General features: G+C 37.2%; 15 protein-coding genes. 11 read left to right on the forward strand and 4 right to left on the reverse strand.

What is annotated here, in order from left to right; genetic code table 11:
- Together Q5760_RS06595 and Q5760_RS06600 are read right to left on the reverse strand one after the other, a co-directional pair.
- Positions 1 to 2,301, reverse strand: coding sequence for an ATP-dependent helicase (locus tag Q5760_RS06595; protein ID WP_428911409.1), 2,301 nt, complete (start codon positions 2,299 to 2,301; stop codon positions 1 to 3).
- Between the two features lie 515 nt (positions 2,302 to 2,816).
- Positions 2,817 to 3,254 (reverse strand): GNAT family N-acetyltransferase, encoded by a 438-nt coding sequence (locus tag Q5760_RS06600; RefSeq protein ID WP_428911410.1) that lies wholly within the window; start codon positions 3,252 to 3,254, stop codon positions 2,817 to 2,819.
- Between the two features lie 192 nt (positions 3,255 to 3,446).
- Here Q5760_RS06600 and Q5760_RS06605 point away from each other — a divergent pair, with 192 nt between their 5' ends.
- The 5 genes from Q5760_RS06605 (at position 3,447) to Q5760_RS06625 (ending at position 8,806) form a co-directional block, all read left to right on the forward strand.
- Positions 3,447 to 4,433, forward strand: a complete 987-nt coding sequence (locus Q5760_RS06605; protein WP_428911411.1) for a TAXI family TRAP transporter solute-binding subunit — start codon at positions 3,447 to 3,449, stop codon at positions 4,431 to 4,433.
- An 88-nt stretch (positions 4,434 to 4,521) separates the two neighbouring features.
- Positions 4,522 to 5,040 carry a DUF1850 domain-containing protein gene (locus Q5760_RS06610; RefSeq protein ID WP_428911412.1) on the forward strand — a complete coding sequence of 173 codons (519 nt, stop codon included), beginning with the start codon at positions 4,522 to 4,524 and terminating at the stop codon, positions 5,038 to 5,040.
- Positions 5,033 to 6,988, forward strand: a complete 1,956-nt coding sequence (locus Q5760_RS06615; protein ID WP_428911413.1) for a TRAP transporter permease — start codon at positions 5,033 to 5,035, stop codon at positions 6,986 to 6,988. Before Q5760_RS06610 ends, Q5760_RS06615 begins: the two co-directional genes overlap by 8 nt.
- A gap of 190 nt (positions 6,989 to 7,178) precedes the next feature.
- Positions 7,179 to 8,513 (forward strand): hypothetical protein, encoded by a 1,335-nt coding sequence (locus tag Q5760_RS06620; RefSeq protein ID WP_428911414.1) that lies wholly within the window; start codon positions 7,179 to 7,181, stop codon positions 8,511 to 8,513.
- A 62-nt stretch (positions 8,514 to 8,575) separates the two neighbouring features.
- Positions 8,576 to 8,806 (forward strand): hypothetical protein, encoded by a 231-nt coding sequence (locus tag Q5760_RS06625; protein ID WP_428911415.1) that lies wholly within the window; start codon positions 8,576 to 8,578, stop codon positions 8,804 to 8,806.
- A gap of 32 nt (positions 8,807 to 8,838) precedes the next feature.
- On the opposite strand, the gene Q5760_RS06630 is transcribed toward Q5760_RS06625, so the two are convergent.
- Positions 8,839 to 8,976, reverse strand: a complete 138-nt coding sequence (locus tag Q5760_RS06630) for a hypothetical protein (protein ID WP_428911416.1) — start codon at positions 8,974 to 8,976, stop codon at positions 8,839 to 8,841.
- 111 nt (positions 8,977 to 9,087) lie between these two features.
- On the reverse strand, positions 9,088 to 9,237 hold the full coding sequence (locus Q5760_RS06635; protein ID WP_428911417.1) for a YezD family protein: 150 nt from the start codon (positions 9,235 to 9,237) through the stop codon (positions 9,088 to 9,090).
- Positions 9,238 to 9,673: 436 nt separating this feature from the next.
- On the opposite strand from Q5760_RS06635, the gene Q5760_RS06640 reads away from it, so the two are divergent.
- From Q5760_RS06640 to Q5760_RS06665, 6 genes are all read left to right on the forward strand, one after another.
- On the forward strand, positions 9,674 to 10,738 hold the full coding sequence (locus tag Q5760_RS06640; RefSeq protein WP_428911418.1) for a sulfate ABC transporter substrate-binding protein: 1,065 nt from the start codon (positions 9,674 to 9,676) through the stop codon (positions 10,736 to 10,738).
- Between the two features lie 115 nt (positions 10,739 to 10,853).
- Entirely contained in the window at positions 10,854 to 11,687 is an 834-nt protein-coding gene (cysT, locus tag Q5760_RS06645; RefSeq protein WP_428912511.1) for a sulfate ABC transporter permease subunit CysT, read from the forward strand.
- An 8-nt stretch (positions 11,688 to 11,695) separates the two neighbouring features.
- Positions 11,696 to 12,565, forward strand: coding sequence for a sulfate ABC transporter permease subunit CysW (gene cysW, locus Q5760_RS06650; RefSeq protein WP_428911419.1), 870 nt, complete (start codon positions 11,696 to 11,698; stop codon positions 12,563 to 12,565).
- Positions 12,566 to 12,570: 5 nt separating this feature from the next.
- Positions 12,571 to 13,644 (forward strand): sulfate/molybdate ABC transporter ATP-binding protein, encoded by a 1,074-nt coding sequence (locus Q5760_RS06655; protein WP_428911420.1) that lies wholly within the window; start codon positions 12,571 to 12,573, stop codon positions 13,642 to 13,644.
- A gap of 250 nt (positions 13,645 to 13,894) precedes the next feature.
- Entirely contained in the window at positions 13,895 to 14,662 is a 768-nt protein-coding gene (locus Q5760_RS06660; RefSeq protein WP_428911421.1) for an ABC transporter ATP-binding protein, read from the forward strand.
- A gap of 13 nt (positions 14,663 to 14,675) precedes the next feature.
- A complete protein-coding gene (locus Q5760_RS06665) occupies positions 14,676 to 15,689 on the forward strand; it encodes an aliphatic sulfonate ABC transporter substrate-binding protein (RefSeq protein WP_428911422.1) in 1,014 nt (337 codons plus the stop codon).
- Positions 15,690 to 15,734 lie beyond the last annotated feature (45 nt).

Genomic DNA, 15,734 nt, shown 5'->3' on the forward strand with positions numbered 1-15,734 from the left:
CTATCGAAACTTCGTTAAGAATCTAGATGGTTTTGCTTTTTTCCCTCTCCAATGCTGAGGTACTGAAAGATATAAGGCTTCTTTTGCTCTCGTAACAGCTACATATAGAAGTCTTCTTTCCTCCTCAAGGGGTTCAAGGTCACCCTCACGGAGAGATTCAAGGGCGAAATCATGAGGTAAACTTCCATCTACACTACCAATGATATACACAATTTTATATTCTAATCCTTTTGAACGATGAATCGTACTTAATGTAATACCGTCTTTTCGCTGCTTGCTTTGCTTTTTGATTTCTTTATTCATTGCCGCCATATGGTTCGTATGCTGAAGGAATTCTTGAATCGTTGTAAAGTTTTTTGCGGCAACCTTTAAATCACGTAAATCATCGGACCCCTTATCGAATTGATTTCCTTCGTTTCCACGTTTCTTTAAAAACTCCTGAAAGTTGAGGTCTTTTTCGACTTTGTTAATGGCCTCTAGTGGTGAAAGAGACGATAGGGAACGAACAACAGGTAACACTTTTTTTAATTTCTTTTCTTGAAAAGCAAAATTTGTTTTTACGTGATTCAAACATTGTAGTAGTGTGCAATCATTTAGAATGCTGTCTGCTTTCATATCGTTTAACATGCTCTGTTTGAGAAATAATGCAGGAAAGATATCGGACATTGCCGTCGAATCATCCTCATTTAAAGACAGTGCTAAAAAGCCTAGCATGCAACGAACAATAAAACGTTCATAAAAAGATTCAATGTCTTGATCCATGATAAACGGAAGGCTTGAATTCGTCAGTCTTTCAAAAATAGCACGACTTGATGTATTGGTTCGAAAAAGAATCGCAAAATCATTGGGATCTGCCCCTTGTTCTATTTTTTCACTAATATCGGTAACAATCATCGTTGCTTCCTCTTCTTCATCATATGGGAAAAATAAAGTCGGTTTTTTATCTTTGGTGTACTGAGCGTACATCTTTTTTGGGCGTCGATGTTTGTTTTCCGATATGATTAGATTGGCGACTGAAACAATATCATGGGATGAACGGTAGTTTTCGTTTAACTGGACAACCTCTGCATGTGGAAAATCTTTTTCAAATTCTCGCAAATATTGAGGGTTGCTTCCACGAAAGGCATAAATCGCTTGATCGTCGTCCCCAACAACAAAGACATTTTTATGTTTATTAGAGAGCAGTTTAATCAGTTCATACTGAACTTTGTTGACATCCTGGAACTCATCAATCAAAAAATAGTCAAAACGATTTTGATAAAGGTGAAGAAGTTTTTCATCATGTAGAAATAGTTCATAGCAACCTACTAACATATCATCAAAATCAAATAGTTCTTGTTGCTGTTTAAATTCTTCGTATTTCTTAAACAAAAAAGCGGATTTTTCTTCCCAAGCTGTTGTAGGAACAATTTGATTTGGTGATAATAATGAATTTTTCCACAGGCCGATTTGCTGAAGAGCGGCATCGTAAGCAAATTCCTTTTCATCCAGGTCTAATTGTTTTCCAGCTTCCTTCAAGATTTGCCGTCGTTGCCATTCTTTATTTAAAAGCTTTTGACCGTTCCATTTTTGCGGTTGGTGATGGTTCAGGATCCGATAAAATAGACTATGAAAAGTACCAGATACGATCCCTCTAATCTGGGTTTTGTTAATAGATGGATAGTTTAATAGTCTTTCATTCATTTCTTTTGCAGCCTTGGCAGTGAAGGTAACGAGCATAATCCGATTTGCCTCTACTCCTAACTGTGATAAGAGAAAGGCTGTCCTAGAGGTTAGCACTCTTGTTTTGCCACTTCCTGCCCCTGAAAGCACAAGTAATGCACCGTTTGGATGAATAACTGCCTCTATTTGATTATGATCTAAATAAATATGATGCTGCTGTAGTGTTTCAATAAAGGGAGAGCGAACGATGGGCTTTTCTTTATGATGCTGGTTAAAAACAGGAACTTGCTTAATCTGTTTAGCTGATTTGAATGATTTTTGTTTTGGATTGGTTTCAGATATTGTTCTCGCTTTAGGGAGGCGAAATCCATTGATTTGTTTTTCCGTTTCGATTGATACGGCGATTTCACTCGAAGCCATTTCAAATTGGCAATGATTGTTTTTCTTTAAGGTATGTTTAAAATACGGATCATACTCAATCCCTAAAATAAGTCGAACTGGTTCATGGCAAACCGGACACATCAACTGCCCTTTTTTGCCTTCTTCGTATATTCGTTGATAAGAAGCGCGGTCGATCGTTTCCAAATCAATGAATTGATCTCCCTTCATCGCTATTTTCAATGTCATGAATGTTTTCATCCTTTATCTTGTCTAGCGCAAGCAGCCATCCCTCTCTTTTCGTCACAAGCGTGTCTAGTGTCGGCTCCTAGGAACGAAAGGAAAAGCCAACAAGTAATTCTGAAGGCAAAAGTCATATGACCGTCATCCTTGGGCAGTCGCCTATACATTTCTTTCAAGCCGTCAAGAAAATTAAAGAACAATCTCCTTGACGGCTCGTCTAGTGCTTGCCCTAACTGAAAAGATGTTAGGCATAAGTACAACTACTCCTAATCTCCGTCTAAACGGCTTGCCAGGCGGAGAGTTTTCTATATCGAGGGTGAGCGTTTGGGTAATGCTTCCTTGTGCTTCTTCTCAGGAACAAAAAGCTTTTTTGTTCCGAAGGCGCTTGCGCTTTTCTTTTTTACTACTAAAATAGACATCCATAATCATATCAAAAATATTGTTCTTTCTAAAGCGTCTATTGAATTGATTTAATTGTCAGTGTTCAAATTCCATATCATTTATTTAAAACAAAAACTCCTTTATAAGGAGTTTTAAAGTTGTTTCATCATGGTTTTATGTGGAATTCCAGCGTCAAGAAATTCCTCGGAAACCACTTCATAACCTAACTTTCCGTAAAAAGGAATGGCATGGGTTTGGGCATTCAACTTTAACTTGTTCAATTCATTTTCAGCGGCAAAGTCTTGTATACTTTCCATTAAGACTTTACCAGCACCCGTTCCACGATAGTCTTTTAAAATACAAATTCGTTCTATCTTTCCAAATCCGTCTACTACCCTGAAACGCCCAGCGCCAGCAGGTTTTTCGTTTATTGTTAAAAGAAAATGAGTGGCTTCTGATTCAAGGTCATCAATTTCTTCTTCCTCAGGTACTTGCTGTTCTTCAACAAACACCTTCCTTCTTATTGAAAATGCTTCCTCTAATTGTTTGTCTGTACTTACAATATTTACCTCTATGGTGTTTACGTTCATATCTTTTAATCCTTTCCTAGATGAATCTTTTATTATTATAACAAATCGAACCTAAAGCTGAAATAAGAGTTTAGGGATCTAAAAAAGTAGTTGTACTAAAAAAGGAGGTTGGACGATAAGATGTTTATTAGAATATTATGACTAATTTAGGAGGGTCTTAATATTCAAATTGAATTAAAGGGGGAACTTTTTTTGAAAAAGAAATACTCTTTTTTGATGGTTCTATTGCTCGTTTTTGGAATGATTTTAGCTGCTTGTAGCGGGTCTAATTCCAGTTCTGGTGAAGATCCAGGAAATTCAAATGAACTAGACTTTATTAGCATTTTAACAGGTGGGACTGGCGGTACATACTATCCACTTGGCGGTGCTTTTGCCAATATTATTTCTGAAGAAACGGGTATTGAAACGAATGCAGAAACATCAGGTGCATCTGCAGAAAACATGACTACGTTAAAAAATGGTGACGCTGAAATAGCATTCTCACAAACAGATATTTCGTCTTATGCAGTGGACGGAACGATGATGTTTGAAGGTGATCCGGTTGAAAATATCCAAGCAATTGGTACTCTTTATCCAGAAACGATTCAAATTGTTACAACAGAAAAGTCCGGAATCAAATCGGTTGAAGATTTGAAAGGGAAAAAAGTGTCTGTTGGTGCACCTGGTTCAGGAACAGCTTTGAATGCGGAGCAAATTTTAGAAGTTCATGGATTAACCTTTGATGATATAAAAAAACAAGATCTTGCTTTTGATGAATCTACAGCAGGGATCCAAGACGGAACCATTGATGCAGCTTTTGTAACGGCTGGTACGCCAACAGGTGCTGTTGAAGGGCTGGCAGCAACAGAGGATATTGTCATTGTTCCAATTGAAAAGGATAAAATCGAAGCATTAATTGAAAAATATCCATTTTATGTTGAGGATGAAGTAAAGTCAGGAACGTATGGATTAGAAGAAAAAGTTGCCACTGTTGCTGTTCAAGCGATGCTTGTTGTGCGAGATGATTTATCGGAAGACTTAGTTTATAACATTACAAAAGCTCTATTTGAAAACATGGATGGGGTCCAGCATGCAAAAGCAGAATTAATTAAAGCAGAGAATGCATTAAAAGGGGTAGGAATTGAGGTCCATCCGGGAGCACTGAAATATTTTGATGAAATTGGTGTTTCAGCAGAGTAACAACCCTTATTTATTTTAAATGTATGGCCGGCCATAGAGTTAGCAGGCCGGCTGTTTCAGATTATTTTTAAGTAATGGTGGACGAATCATGGGAATCCAAAATCGGAGACGTTATTTATTTTTTGTATTAATGATTTTTATCCTTTTCTTCCTTTTCACTCCTTTTAAGAAATGCTTAGTATTTCAATTCCAAAATAGTGGGCAGGTTCTTGCCTATATTCCAATTTCTAGTGGTGAAACCTTTCAAATAAAGTATACGCATTCCATCCATTTATCTGATGTCATGGATTATTTTGAAGTAACAGAAGATGGACATCTGAAACAATACCAATTGATGTATGAAGATTTTGCGATCGGGATGCCATCCCATGCTTCAAAGGGTGAAATTTTTGAGGAAAGAGATGGAAAGTATTATTTGAAAAATATGAACAGAGTTTTTCCATCTTTTGACTTACGATTAGGAAAAGTAAGGGCGAATCATACGATTGTTTTTAAGGGGGACGAATATCCTTTGTCCCAATATTTGGAACCTGGGACATGGGTTCGGGTAAAAATGGAGAGAATTAGTCTTTGGCAGCAATGGAAAGGAGTGAACATCCTTGTGTAAAAAATATGAAACCTTAACTGAAGAACAGCAACAGGAATTACTGCAAAAATATGACCCTGAGGCTGGGGCAAGAAAATTAATGGGCATTGTTGGATGGATAGCTTTTTTGGGATTATTGACTTTTTCGTTATTTCAAGTGTATACATCTGTATTTGGCGTTTTAACCGCACAACTTCAACGTTCCATTCATTTAGGGTTTGCTTTAGCTCTCATCTTTTTGTTGTTTCCCGCAAGAAAAAAGGATCGAGGAAAAAAACATCAAGTTGCATGGTATGATTTTATTTTAGTGGGAGCATCTGTCGTAGTAGGAGCTTACTGGCCATTATTCATTGATGCACTGGTTAACCGAGTAGGTCGTTTAACCGATATGGATTTTATAATCGGGTTGCTTGCGATCTTACTCGTTCTTGAAGCTACTCGCCGTACGGTAGGATTACCAATTATGATCATTGCCATTGTCTTTATTATTTATGCTATTTTTGGTCCTTACATGCCGGGAAGCTTGGCACATCGCGGATTAGAGATTGAACGACTTGTTCACACGATGTTTTATACAACAGAAGGGATTTTAGGTACGCCACTTGGGGTTTCCGCTACCTTCATATTCTTATTTTTACTATTTGGATCATTTTTAATTAAAACAGGGGTTGGAGAGTATTTTAATGATTTAGCTATATTAATTGCGGGAAGGAGTGCAGGAGGGCCGGCTAAAGTGGCGATTTTCTCTAGTGCCTTACAAGGGACCATTAGCGGAAGTTCAGTTGCTAATGTAGTAACGTCAGGGGCCTTTACGATTCCAATGATGAAAAATTTAGGATATCGGAAAGAGTTCGCAGGGGCAGTGGAAGCCTCTTCTTCCACAGGTGGTCAATTAATGCCTCCAATTATGGGAGCTGCAGCGTTTTTAATGGCTGAATTTATTGGCATTCCTTATATTGAAATTGCAAAGGCAGCGGCGATCCCCGCGATTTTGTATTTTGTTGGGGTTTGGATTGTGACCCATTTTGAAGCCAAAAAGACGGGACTGCGTGGATTAAGCAAGGAAGAGCTCCCTGATCGCAAGGTGATTTTGAAAAAACTTTATTTGTTAATTCCAATTGTCGCCATTGTGGTTCTTCTTATGACAGGGATGAGTGTCATGTTAGCGGCACTATACTCCATTGTCATTTCAGTTCTTGTGAGTGCAGTTAGTAAAGAAACAAGGATGAGTTTTAGAGATATCTTCGATGCGTTAGTGGATGGGGCTCGAACAGCCTTAGGTGTAGCAGCCGCAACAGCTGCTGCAGGGATTATTGTTGGAGTGGTTACAAAAACAGGTCTTGGATTAAAATTAGCAAACGGTTTGCTAGATATTGCCGATGGTGCATTACTGCCGACTCTTTTTTTAACCATGATTGCGTCTATCATTCTTGGCATGGGATCACCGACGACAGCTAATTATGTCATCACATCTACAATTGCGGCTCCAGCGATTATTATGCTAGGAGTTCCTGATTTATCCGCTCATCTATTTGTATTTTATTTTGGGATTATTGCAGATATCACCCCTCCAGTGGCATTGGCTGCATTTTCTGCAGCTGCGATATCTGGGGGAGAGCCGATAAAAACAGGTATTGACAGTACAAAATTAGCGATCGCTGCATTTATTATTCCTTACATGTTTGTCTTATCACCTGAATTATTATTAATTGATACAACCTGGTATTATGCGATTTGGATGGTGTTAACCGCATTCTTTGGAATGGTTGCCATTGGGGCAGGAGTGGTTGGTTACTGGTTCCAGAAAATTTCATGGATTGAACGAATTCTCGCAATAGGTGCAGGTTTATTACTCATCTATCCTGAAGGATTTTCCGATATCATCGGGCTTGTTTTATTCTTAGGGTTAATTGGGTTTCAATTTATCAATAAGAAACATAATACGCCGAAGACGCAAGTTTCGGGGTAATGAAAACCATGGTGACGATGATAAGTTACCATGGTCTTTTTCGTTCCTTACACTCAGTAAAAAATAATAGACTCTTTTGTATTTAAGGAGTACACTGTTTGAGAGGAAATATTTAGAATTTTAAATATATATTTATTGTGTTTCCTAACCTTTATTTACTTAAATTGGATTTTTTAAAAGGAGCGGTAACATGAGAAGCTATCTCATCTTAGGTATGTGTTTGCTATTTTTAATCCAATACTTTGTCGGAAGCCATTGGCTACAATATGCGGTCGTATTGTTTGCTTTACTAGCTTTTTTTGGCAGTACAACAAAGGCGGATCGTTTTCCGAGAATAATTGGACTTTCGATGATGACAATTGGGTTTATCATTGAGTTGGGGAAAGGTACAGGAATCAATGGAATAAGTGAGGGAATTTTTCTCATTTTACCTTTACTGTGTTTGATTACACTTGTACCATTAATTGCAGTTCCACTAAGGCTAGGTGGTTATTTTGAATCGGTTTCGATTCTGTTGGGAAACTTTTTGCATCAGCCTAAAAAGTTATATGCTGGAATTACGAGTACTTTATTTGTATTAGGTCCCATCTTAAATTTGGGATCGGTACGAATTATTCATGATTTTCTTGAGGAATTAAAGCTTCCACCTGCAATGTCCGCTAAAAGCTATGTCGTTGGGTTTTCAACAGCCATGCTGTGGTCACCTTACTTTGCTTCTGTTACCTTGGTGCTTCATTATCAACATGTAGCATACCGTGACTATTTTATTTATGGAATTGGGTTATCGATCCTATCCCTTTTGTTGGGAAATCTCTTCTTTGCGTTCTGGGCGAGGAAAAATACATTAAACTTTGGCGCGGCAGCATTACCAGTCCCTTTTACTAATCATCATCGTAGGAATCTATATAAGCTTGTATTATTTGTATTTTTATTAATCTCATCATGCTTAGTTATGGAAAAATTAACTCATTGGTCCATGGTAGTTATTGTTTGTTTACTATCCATCATCGTTCCTCTTTTATATGGTCTTTTTACAAAAAAGTGGAAAATGCTGCTTCCTCCACTGATTGATTTTAAAGATCGAACAGTTCCGATGTTGAATAATGAGATCATGCTATTTATGAGTGCAGGTATGCTTGCATATGCTTTAAAAGATACGAGTATCATGAACGGGGTAAGTGCGTTTTTGACCGTTTTATCTCAGAAGTCGTTTATTCTATTTGCAATTGCTATTTTTGTCATTGTTTTTGGGATAACCTTTATCGGAATTCATCAAATTGCTGCGGTCGGTGTGTTAGCCATGCAATTAGATTCCAGTGAATTGGGGATTAGCAGTTTAGCGTTAACCTTAACGTTATTATTGACATGGGCAACTACAACCGCATTAAGCCCTTTTTCAGGACTGAATTTAATGGTTAGTCGTTTTAGCTCTATTGCTGGAAACCAAATCGGCTTACGAATTAACGGGGCACATTTATTGACATTAGTCTTTATCGGAATAACCTTAATTGCATTTATTAAATAAACATCCGTTATCGGATGTTTTTGTCGTTGTGAAACATACTAAAAGGAAAGGAGGGAATTTTTATGGACCAAAAACAACGATTTGATTTACGAGCGAATGAAGCGAATTTAAAATTAAATGAAAGAATGAATGAAGGTAACAATAATACAAATCAGATTGAGGGTCATTCCGTAACAGATACCAATATGAAACTTGATGAGGCTTTTTATGGGGAAGATAAACATGATAATACAGTACCGACTTATGTGACAACAGAAACAGCAGCCATTAAGATTACAGGTGGGGAAGAATAAGCAAAACCGGTCATTACGACCGGTTTTGTCATTTAAACAATCCCATCTGTTTTGTCATTTTTATCTTTATTTCGTTTATTTCCTTTACTGTTGTCCCCACTAATCGGAGCTTTTCCGTGTAACTCTGGTGCATTTTGATTTTTACTGCCTTTATTGTATTTTTTCGTCATATTCACTACTCCTTTCTTGTTTCACATTAAGTTTGCCACTTTTTTTGTGAACTTATGTTTTTTTATTTTGAAAGCAGTTGTCGAATATGGGAGAAATGAAAGACCACGTTGTTATTTCCCTTGCTTTTGAAAGCGATGTTTTTCCACTACATCTAATTGTGTGATTTGCCCTTCATGGATTACGATTGTAACTGACCCAAATTTTATTTTCTCTAATAAAGCTAAAATATGATTTAACTTACCTTGATCAATGACTGCCATACTTCCACACCCCCATTTTTTTTACTAAATAAGGCACCTATCCCAGAAAACGGGTCAGGTGCCTTTGGTGGTCCAATCAGCATGCGATATCATCCATTTATAGTAATGTAAATCTATCTTAAAACATATAATTCCAATGTGTCAAGTGTGTTTTTAATAATTAGAAAATTATTTAAATTGTCTAATATGTAAGGTTGAAGATCATGAATCTTTATAAGTATTTTGAATAAAAGATGGAAATAATAATTTTTAGAATAAACAAAATTCATAGTTGACATATCTGATTTATCTGAATACAATGAGTTTAAATAAATACAATTGGATAAAGCCGATCAGTCAAACTGAAGGCACACAACAAACTCAAGGAACCACTATCCCTTAACTGTTGTGTGTCTTTTTGTATTTAAAATAATCCATTTTAGGAGGACTTTACGACATGAACATGAAGAAAAAAAGATTAGCAAAGATGGCAACCATATTGATCTCATCATTTGTTTTGCTAGCAGGTTGCTCGTCAACTGACACAAGCAGCAGTGAAAACAGCAATAGTCAAGGAGAAACAAAAAAGGAATCTGTTGAATTATTAAACGTTTCCTATGATCCAACTCGTGAACTTTACGACCAATTCAACAAAGAATTTGCAAAGTATTGGAAAGAAGAAACAGGTCAAGATGTGACAATTAAACAATCACATGGCGGTTCTGGAAGCCAAGCACGTTCTGTTATAGATGGTATAGAAGCAGATGTTGTGACCTTAGCACTTGCTTATGATATTGATGCGATTGCCCAACAAAAATTATTATCTGAAGATTGGATTCAGAACTTTGAAAATAATTCAGCGCCTTATACATCTACAATGGTCTTTTTAGTTCGTAAAGGAAATCCTAAAGGAATTAAGGACTGGGATGATTTAATAAAAGACGATGTATCTGTTATTACGCCAAATCCAAAAACATCTGGTGGAGCACGTTGGAATTATTTAGCTGCATATGGATATGCATTAAAACAAAACAACAACGATGAAGAAAAAGCAAAAGAATTTGTTAAAAAGCTTTATGAAAATGTGGAAGTTTTAGATTCTGGTGCACGTGGATCCACGACCACTTTTGTTGAAAAAGAAATTGGTGATGTGCTCATTGCTTGGGAAAATGAATCATTATTATCCTTGAAAGAATTAGGCGAAGATGAATTTGAAATTATTGCTCCATCCATCAGTATCTTAGCAGAACCACCCGTTGCGATCGTAGACGAAGTCGTTGATAGAAGGGGAACAAGAGAAGTTGCTGAAGCTTATTTAGAATATCTGTACAGTGAAAAAGGTCAGGAACTTGCGGCCAAAAACTTCTACCGTCCACGTGACGAAAAAATTGCCGAAAAATATGCGGATCAATTCCCAGAAGTAGAATTATTAACGATTGATGAAGTGTTTGGTGGATGGACAAAAGCACAGGAAACTCATTTTAGTGATGGCGGAGTTTTTGATTCCATCTATATTCAATAAAGTAAAAGAATACAAGATTAGTAGTTTAGAAGAGAACAAGGCACCCAATAATCAGGAAAGACATATGTTGTGAAAAAACGGGTGCCTTACGTTTTTCTTAAGGAGAAGGATGATGATGAAAAGGAAAAAGAAGCGAGTGCTGCCAGGCTTTGGGTTGTCACTTGGATTTACTAGTTTGTACCTTAGCCTATTAGTTTTAATCCCTCTATCCATGGTGTTTATCCAAACCTCACAGCTTGGATGGGGAGAATTTATTGATATTGTTACAAGTGAGCGTGTACTTCATTCCTATAAAATTAGTTTTGGGACTGCTATAGCAGCGGCTGCCATTAATGCAGTCTTCGGATTAATCGTTGCCTGGGTGCTAGTTCGTTATACGTTTCCAGGAAAACGGATATTGGATGCACTCATCGATTTACCCTTTGCTTTACCCACGGCAGTCGCTGGGATTACACTGACAACTTTATATTCCACAAATGGTTGGATTGGACAATTTTTTGAACCATTCAATATTCAAATTGCCTTTTCTCCCCTTGGTATTACCCTTGCTCTCACTTTCATTGGACTGCCGTTTATCGTCCGTATGGTTCAACCTGTGTTACAAGATATTGAAAATGAAGTGGAAGAAGCTGCCGAGAGTCTAGGGGCATCTCCTTTCCAAATTTTTCGAAAGGTTATTTTTCCACAAATATTACCAGCACTTTTATCAGGGTTTTCATTAGCCTTTGCAAGGGGTCTTGGTGAATATGGATCGGTTGTATTTATCGCGGGGAATATGCCGATGAAAACGGAGATTGCTCCATTAATGATTATGACTAAGCTAGAGCAATTTGATTATACGGGGGCAACGGCAATTGCGGTCGTTATGCTGATTATTTCTTTCTTATGTTTAATTTTGATTAATCTTATTCAAATGTGGAGCCGCAAGCATGAGCTTGCCGAGGAGTAGGTGAAGTTATGGAACCATCATTAGAAAAACCAATCGAACGAGTGCCGATTCAAAAACGAAAAAATACAAAAGGGGTTAAAATTACCCTTATATCTATAGCCATCCTCTATTTATCCTTATTACTATTTGTTCCGTTGATTGCCATATTTGTGAAGGCCTTTGAAAAGGGAGTAGATGTCTATTTAGCTGCAATAACGGAAAGTGATGCTCAATCTGCTATTCAATTAACCTTGCTCGTTGCCATTATCGTTGTTCCGTTAAATACGATCTTTGGAATTGCCGCAGCATGGGCAGTAACGAAATTCCGTTTTAGAGGCAAACAAGTTCTCCTGTCTTTATTAGAACTGCCATTTGCCGTTTCACCGGTCATTGCGGGTTTAGTGTTCGTATTACTATTTAGTCCACGCGGAGTACTCGGCCCATGGCTTGTTGATCATGGGATCAAAATTATTTTTTCGGTACCGGGGATTGTTATAGCTACTATTTTTGTCACCCTCCCATTTGTGGCCCGTGAGTTAATACCTGTTATGCAGGCACAGGGCAGTTCTGAAGAGGAGGCAGCTGTTTCCTTAGGTGCAAACGGATGGCAGATGTTTTGGCGAGTGACCCTACCAAATATTAAATGGGGCCTATTATACGGAATGATCTTATGTAATGCCCGGGCGATTGGCGAATTTGGTGCTGTATCGGTCGTTTCAGGACGAATCCGTGGGGAAACGAATACTATGCCATTACATGTAGAGATTTTATATAATGAATACCAATTTTCGGCATCCTTTGCCGTGGCATCTCTTATGTCGATCATGGCGATTATGACATTAATTATAAAAAGTATCATTGAATGGAAAACAGTGAAACGTGAAGGTCGAGGTGTGTAGTGACTATGTCTATACAAATTCAAAATGTATCAAAGAAATTTGGTTCATTTCAAGCATTAGAGAATATCAATTTAGAAATTTCAGATGGAAAGTTGGTTGCTCTATTAGGTCCGTCCGGATCTGGAAAAACAACGTTACTTCGCATTATTGCTGGGTTAGAGTCTGTTGATGATGGAACGATTCTTTTTGATGGGGAAGATTTAACCGATGTCCATGTGAAGCAAAGGCAAGTTGGTTTTGTTTTTCAACACTATGCTTTATTTAAGCATATGACTGTTTTTGAAAATATTGCTTTTGGATTAAAGGTTCGGAAAAGGAGAGAACGTCCTTCTGCTGCTGAGATTAAAGAAACCGTTCAAGAGCTTTTATCTTTAGTAAAATTAGAAGGATTTGCCGATCGTTTTCCTTCTCAATTATCAGGAGGACAAGGGCAACGGGTAGCGCTTGCACGGGCATTAGCCGTAAAGCCTCGAATTTTACTACTTGATGAACCTTTTGGTGCATTGGATGCAAAGGTAAGAAAAGAATTGCGACGATGGCTTCGGAAGCTACATGATGAGGTTCATATCACAAGTGTATTTGTCACGCATGATCAAGAAGAGGCACTCGATGTTGCCGATCAAATTGTTGTCATGAATGAAGGGAAAATCGAGCAGTTAGGAACTCCGGATGAAGTGTATGACCACCCGGCAAGTCCATTTGTTTATGACTTCCTTGGAAATGTGAACTTATTTCATGGTCGGTTGAACAACGGGAAGTTGAATCTTGGAAATGCCCAACTAGAAGCACCTGAACATTTAGATGCAGACAATACCGAGGCAGTTGGTTATGTTCGCCCGCACCATTTAGCTGTGGAGCGGGTAAAGCAAGCGGAAGACAGTATTCCATCAATTGTAAAATTTTTCCACTCAGTAGGTCCAGTTGTATATATTGAGATGAAATTGCAGGACTCAGATGAATATGTAGAAGCTGAAATTAGCAAAGAAGATTTTGCGGAGTTAAACCTTAAAACAGGAGAAGTTGTTTATGTACGTCCAAAGGAAGTGAGGGTATTCATATCTGAGGATTTTGTTATTTAATCCTGACAGTTCAAATAAATTAACGAAAATATTTAATAAATATTAAATTGTTAATATTATGAAAATATATTGACGATGTATTAGGTTTTTATTATGATAATTAACAAATAAACTAAACGAGACTGATCGGTCTACCGAAGGTCCTTAACTTAATCCATATAGTTAAGGACTTTTTTTATTCTATTAATCCGAGTTAGTTTATTGGTTAAGTTTAGTTTAAAAACAAATTGGGATTAGGAGGGATAAACAAATGAGTGTGTCTATTTCATCACTTAATAAAACTTTTACAAAGCAGCATAGCCAAATAAAAGTATTACATGATATCCATGTTGAGGTGAATAAGGGAGAGCTTGTTACCATCATCGGTCCTAGTGGTTGTGGGAAAAGTACTCTCTTAAAGCTTTTAGCTGGCCTGGACGATGATTTTGCTGGAAGTATTAAAATTAATAACCACGAAAGTACAGGACCAAGTATTAAGAAAGGATTTGTCTTTCAAGAACATCGACTATTTCCTTGGCTGACTGTAGAAAAAAATATTGCAGCAGATTTATCACTTAATGATCCTCAAGTACGAAAACGGATCGACGAACTGATTGAAATTGTCCGATTAAAGGGATTTGAAAAAGCTTATCCAAAAGAAATATCAGGCGGAATGTCACAGCGTGTTGCTATTGCTCGAGCATTATTACGGGATCCAGAAGTTTTATTATTGGATGAACCGTTTGGTGCACTCGACGCTTTTACTAGAAATCATTTACAGGATGTTCTCTTGGATATTTGGGAACAAAAGAAAACAACCATGATCCTTGTTACACATGATATTGATGAATCGATTTATTTAGCCAATCGTGTGTTCATTATGAGTGCCAGACCAGGTCAAATTAGCAAGGCGATTCCGATTGGTTTATCGTATCCACGGAAAAGAACAAGTGAAGCTTTTCAAGATTATCGGAGAAAAGTTGTTAGTGAATTTGAGAAAGTAGAAGAAATACAGCTACTAGATGGCTCAGGAATTTAGGAGGAGAAAAATCATGAAGTTAAAAGCACATTTATTTATTTTATTAACATTCGTTTTCGTATTATTAACAGGATGCTCGTCCACATCGAGTTCAGCCGATCAGCAGAATTCTAACAAAGAAGAGTTAACAGTCAATATAGGAATTCAGCAAAGCTTAGGACCATTATTACTTGCTAAAGAAAAAGGTTGGTTTGAAGAAGAATTTGCTAAAGTTGGAGTAGATATAAAATGGACCGTTTTTCAAAGTGGCCCTCCACATTTTGAGGCGATGACTGCGAATAGATTAGATTTTGGAGCTGTTGGAAATTCACCTGTTATCTCGGCACAAGGAGCGGGTATTCCTTTTACAGAAATAGCATTGACTAAAGACGGTTTAAAGGAAAATGCCATACTTGTAAAAAATGACAGTCCTATTAAGACATTAGAAGATTTAAAAGGAAAAAAGATAGGAGTAGCTAAAGGGAGCAGTGGCTTTGACTTTTTAAATAAGGCTCTTACTCAAGCTGGTTTAGCTCCAGAAGATATTGAACTAATTCAACTTCAGCCTGACGAAGCATTACCTGCTTTTGAATCGGGTGCAATTGATGCATGGTCAATCTGGGAACCATTTATTTCCCTTCAATTTCTAAATCATGATGCAAGGATATTAGCTGATGGTGAGTCATTAAAATTATATTCACCCGGTTTTATTATTGCACGTACTGAATTTATTAAAGAACACCCAGATCTAGCTGTTTTATTCCTGAAAGTATACGAAAAAGCTCGTTTATACCAAAATGAAAATAGAGAAGAAACGATTGACATTTATGCAGAATCAAGAAAGATAGACAAAGAAGTCGTTCGCAGAGTATTAGAAAATAATGAAGCTTTAAATCTTCCAATAACAGACGAAATTATAAAAGACCAACAGGAAACAGCCGATTTCCAACATGAATTAGAAATTATTCCAAAGAAAATAGATACATCTGATGTGGTTGATAATACCTACATTGAAAAAGCTTTAAAAGAAATGGAAGAAGAATCTTAGGAGGTAACGACAATTGAGTAGAGCGCTAATTTCTCAAAGGGTTGA

The organism is Niallia sp. Kr1, from assembly GCF_050389805.1.
Lineage (GTDB): Bacteria > Bacillota > Bacilli > Bacillales > Cytobacillaceae > Bacillus_BD.

Excerpts from the sequence above, each read along its gene's own strand:
- Q5760_RS06630 (WP_428911416.1), bottom strand. The coding sequence starts at position 8,976 with ATGACGAAAAAATACAATAAAGGCAGTAAAAATCAAAATGCACCAGAG.
- Q5760_RS06665 (WP_428911422.1), top strand. The coding sequence starts at position 14,676 with ATGAAGTTAAAAGCACATTTATTTATTTTATTAACATTCGTTTTCGTA.
- Q5760_RS06620 (WP_428911414.1), top strand. The coding sequence starts at position 7,179 with ATGAGAAGCTATCTCATCTTAGGTATGTGTTTGCTATTTTTAATCCAA.
- Q5760_RS06660 (WP_428911421.1), top strand. The coding sequence starts at position 13,895 with ATGAGTGTGTCTATTTCATCACTTAATAAAACTTTTACAAAGCAGCAT.
- Q5760_RS06610 (WP_428911412.1), top strand. The coding sequence starts at position 4,522 with ATGGGAATCCAAAATCGGAGACGTTATTTATTTTTTGTATTAATGATT.
- cysT (WP_428912511.1), top strand. The coding sequence starts at position 10,854 with ATGAAAAGGAAAAAGAAGCGAGTGCTGCCAGGCTTTGGGTTGTCACTT.
- Q5760_RS06600 (WP_428911410.1), bottom strand. The coding sequence starts at position 3,254 with ATGAACGTAAACACCATAGAGGTAAATATTGTAAGTACAGACAAACAA.
- Q5760_RS06655 (WP_428911420.1), top strand. The coding sequence starts at position 12,571 with ATGTCTATACAAATTCAAAATGTATCAAAGAAATTTGGTTCATTTCAA.
- Q5760_RS06640 (WP_428911418.1), top strand. The coding sequence starts at position 9,674 with ATGAACATGAAGAAAAAAAGATTAGCAAAGATGGCAACCATATTGATC.
- cysW (WP_428911419.1), top strand. The coding sequence starts at position 11,696 with ATGGAACCATCATTAGAAAAACCAATCGAACGAGTGCCGATTCAAAAA.
- Q5760_RS06635 (WP_428911417.1), bottom strand. The coding sequence starts at position 9,237 with ATGGCAGTCATTGATCAAGGTAAGTTAAATCATATTTTAGCTTTATTA.
- Q5760_RS06595 (WP_428911409.1), bottom strand. The coding sequence starts at position 2,301 with ATGAAAACATTCATGACATTGAAAATAGCGATGAAGGGAGATCAATTC.
- Q5760_RS06625 (WP_428911415.1), top strand. The coding sequence starts at position 8,576 with ATGGACCAAAAACAACGATTTGATTTACGAGCGAATGAAGCGAATTTA.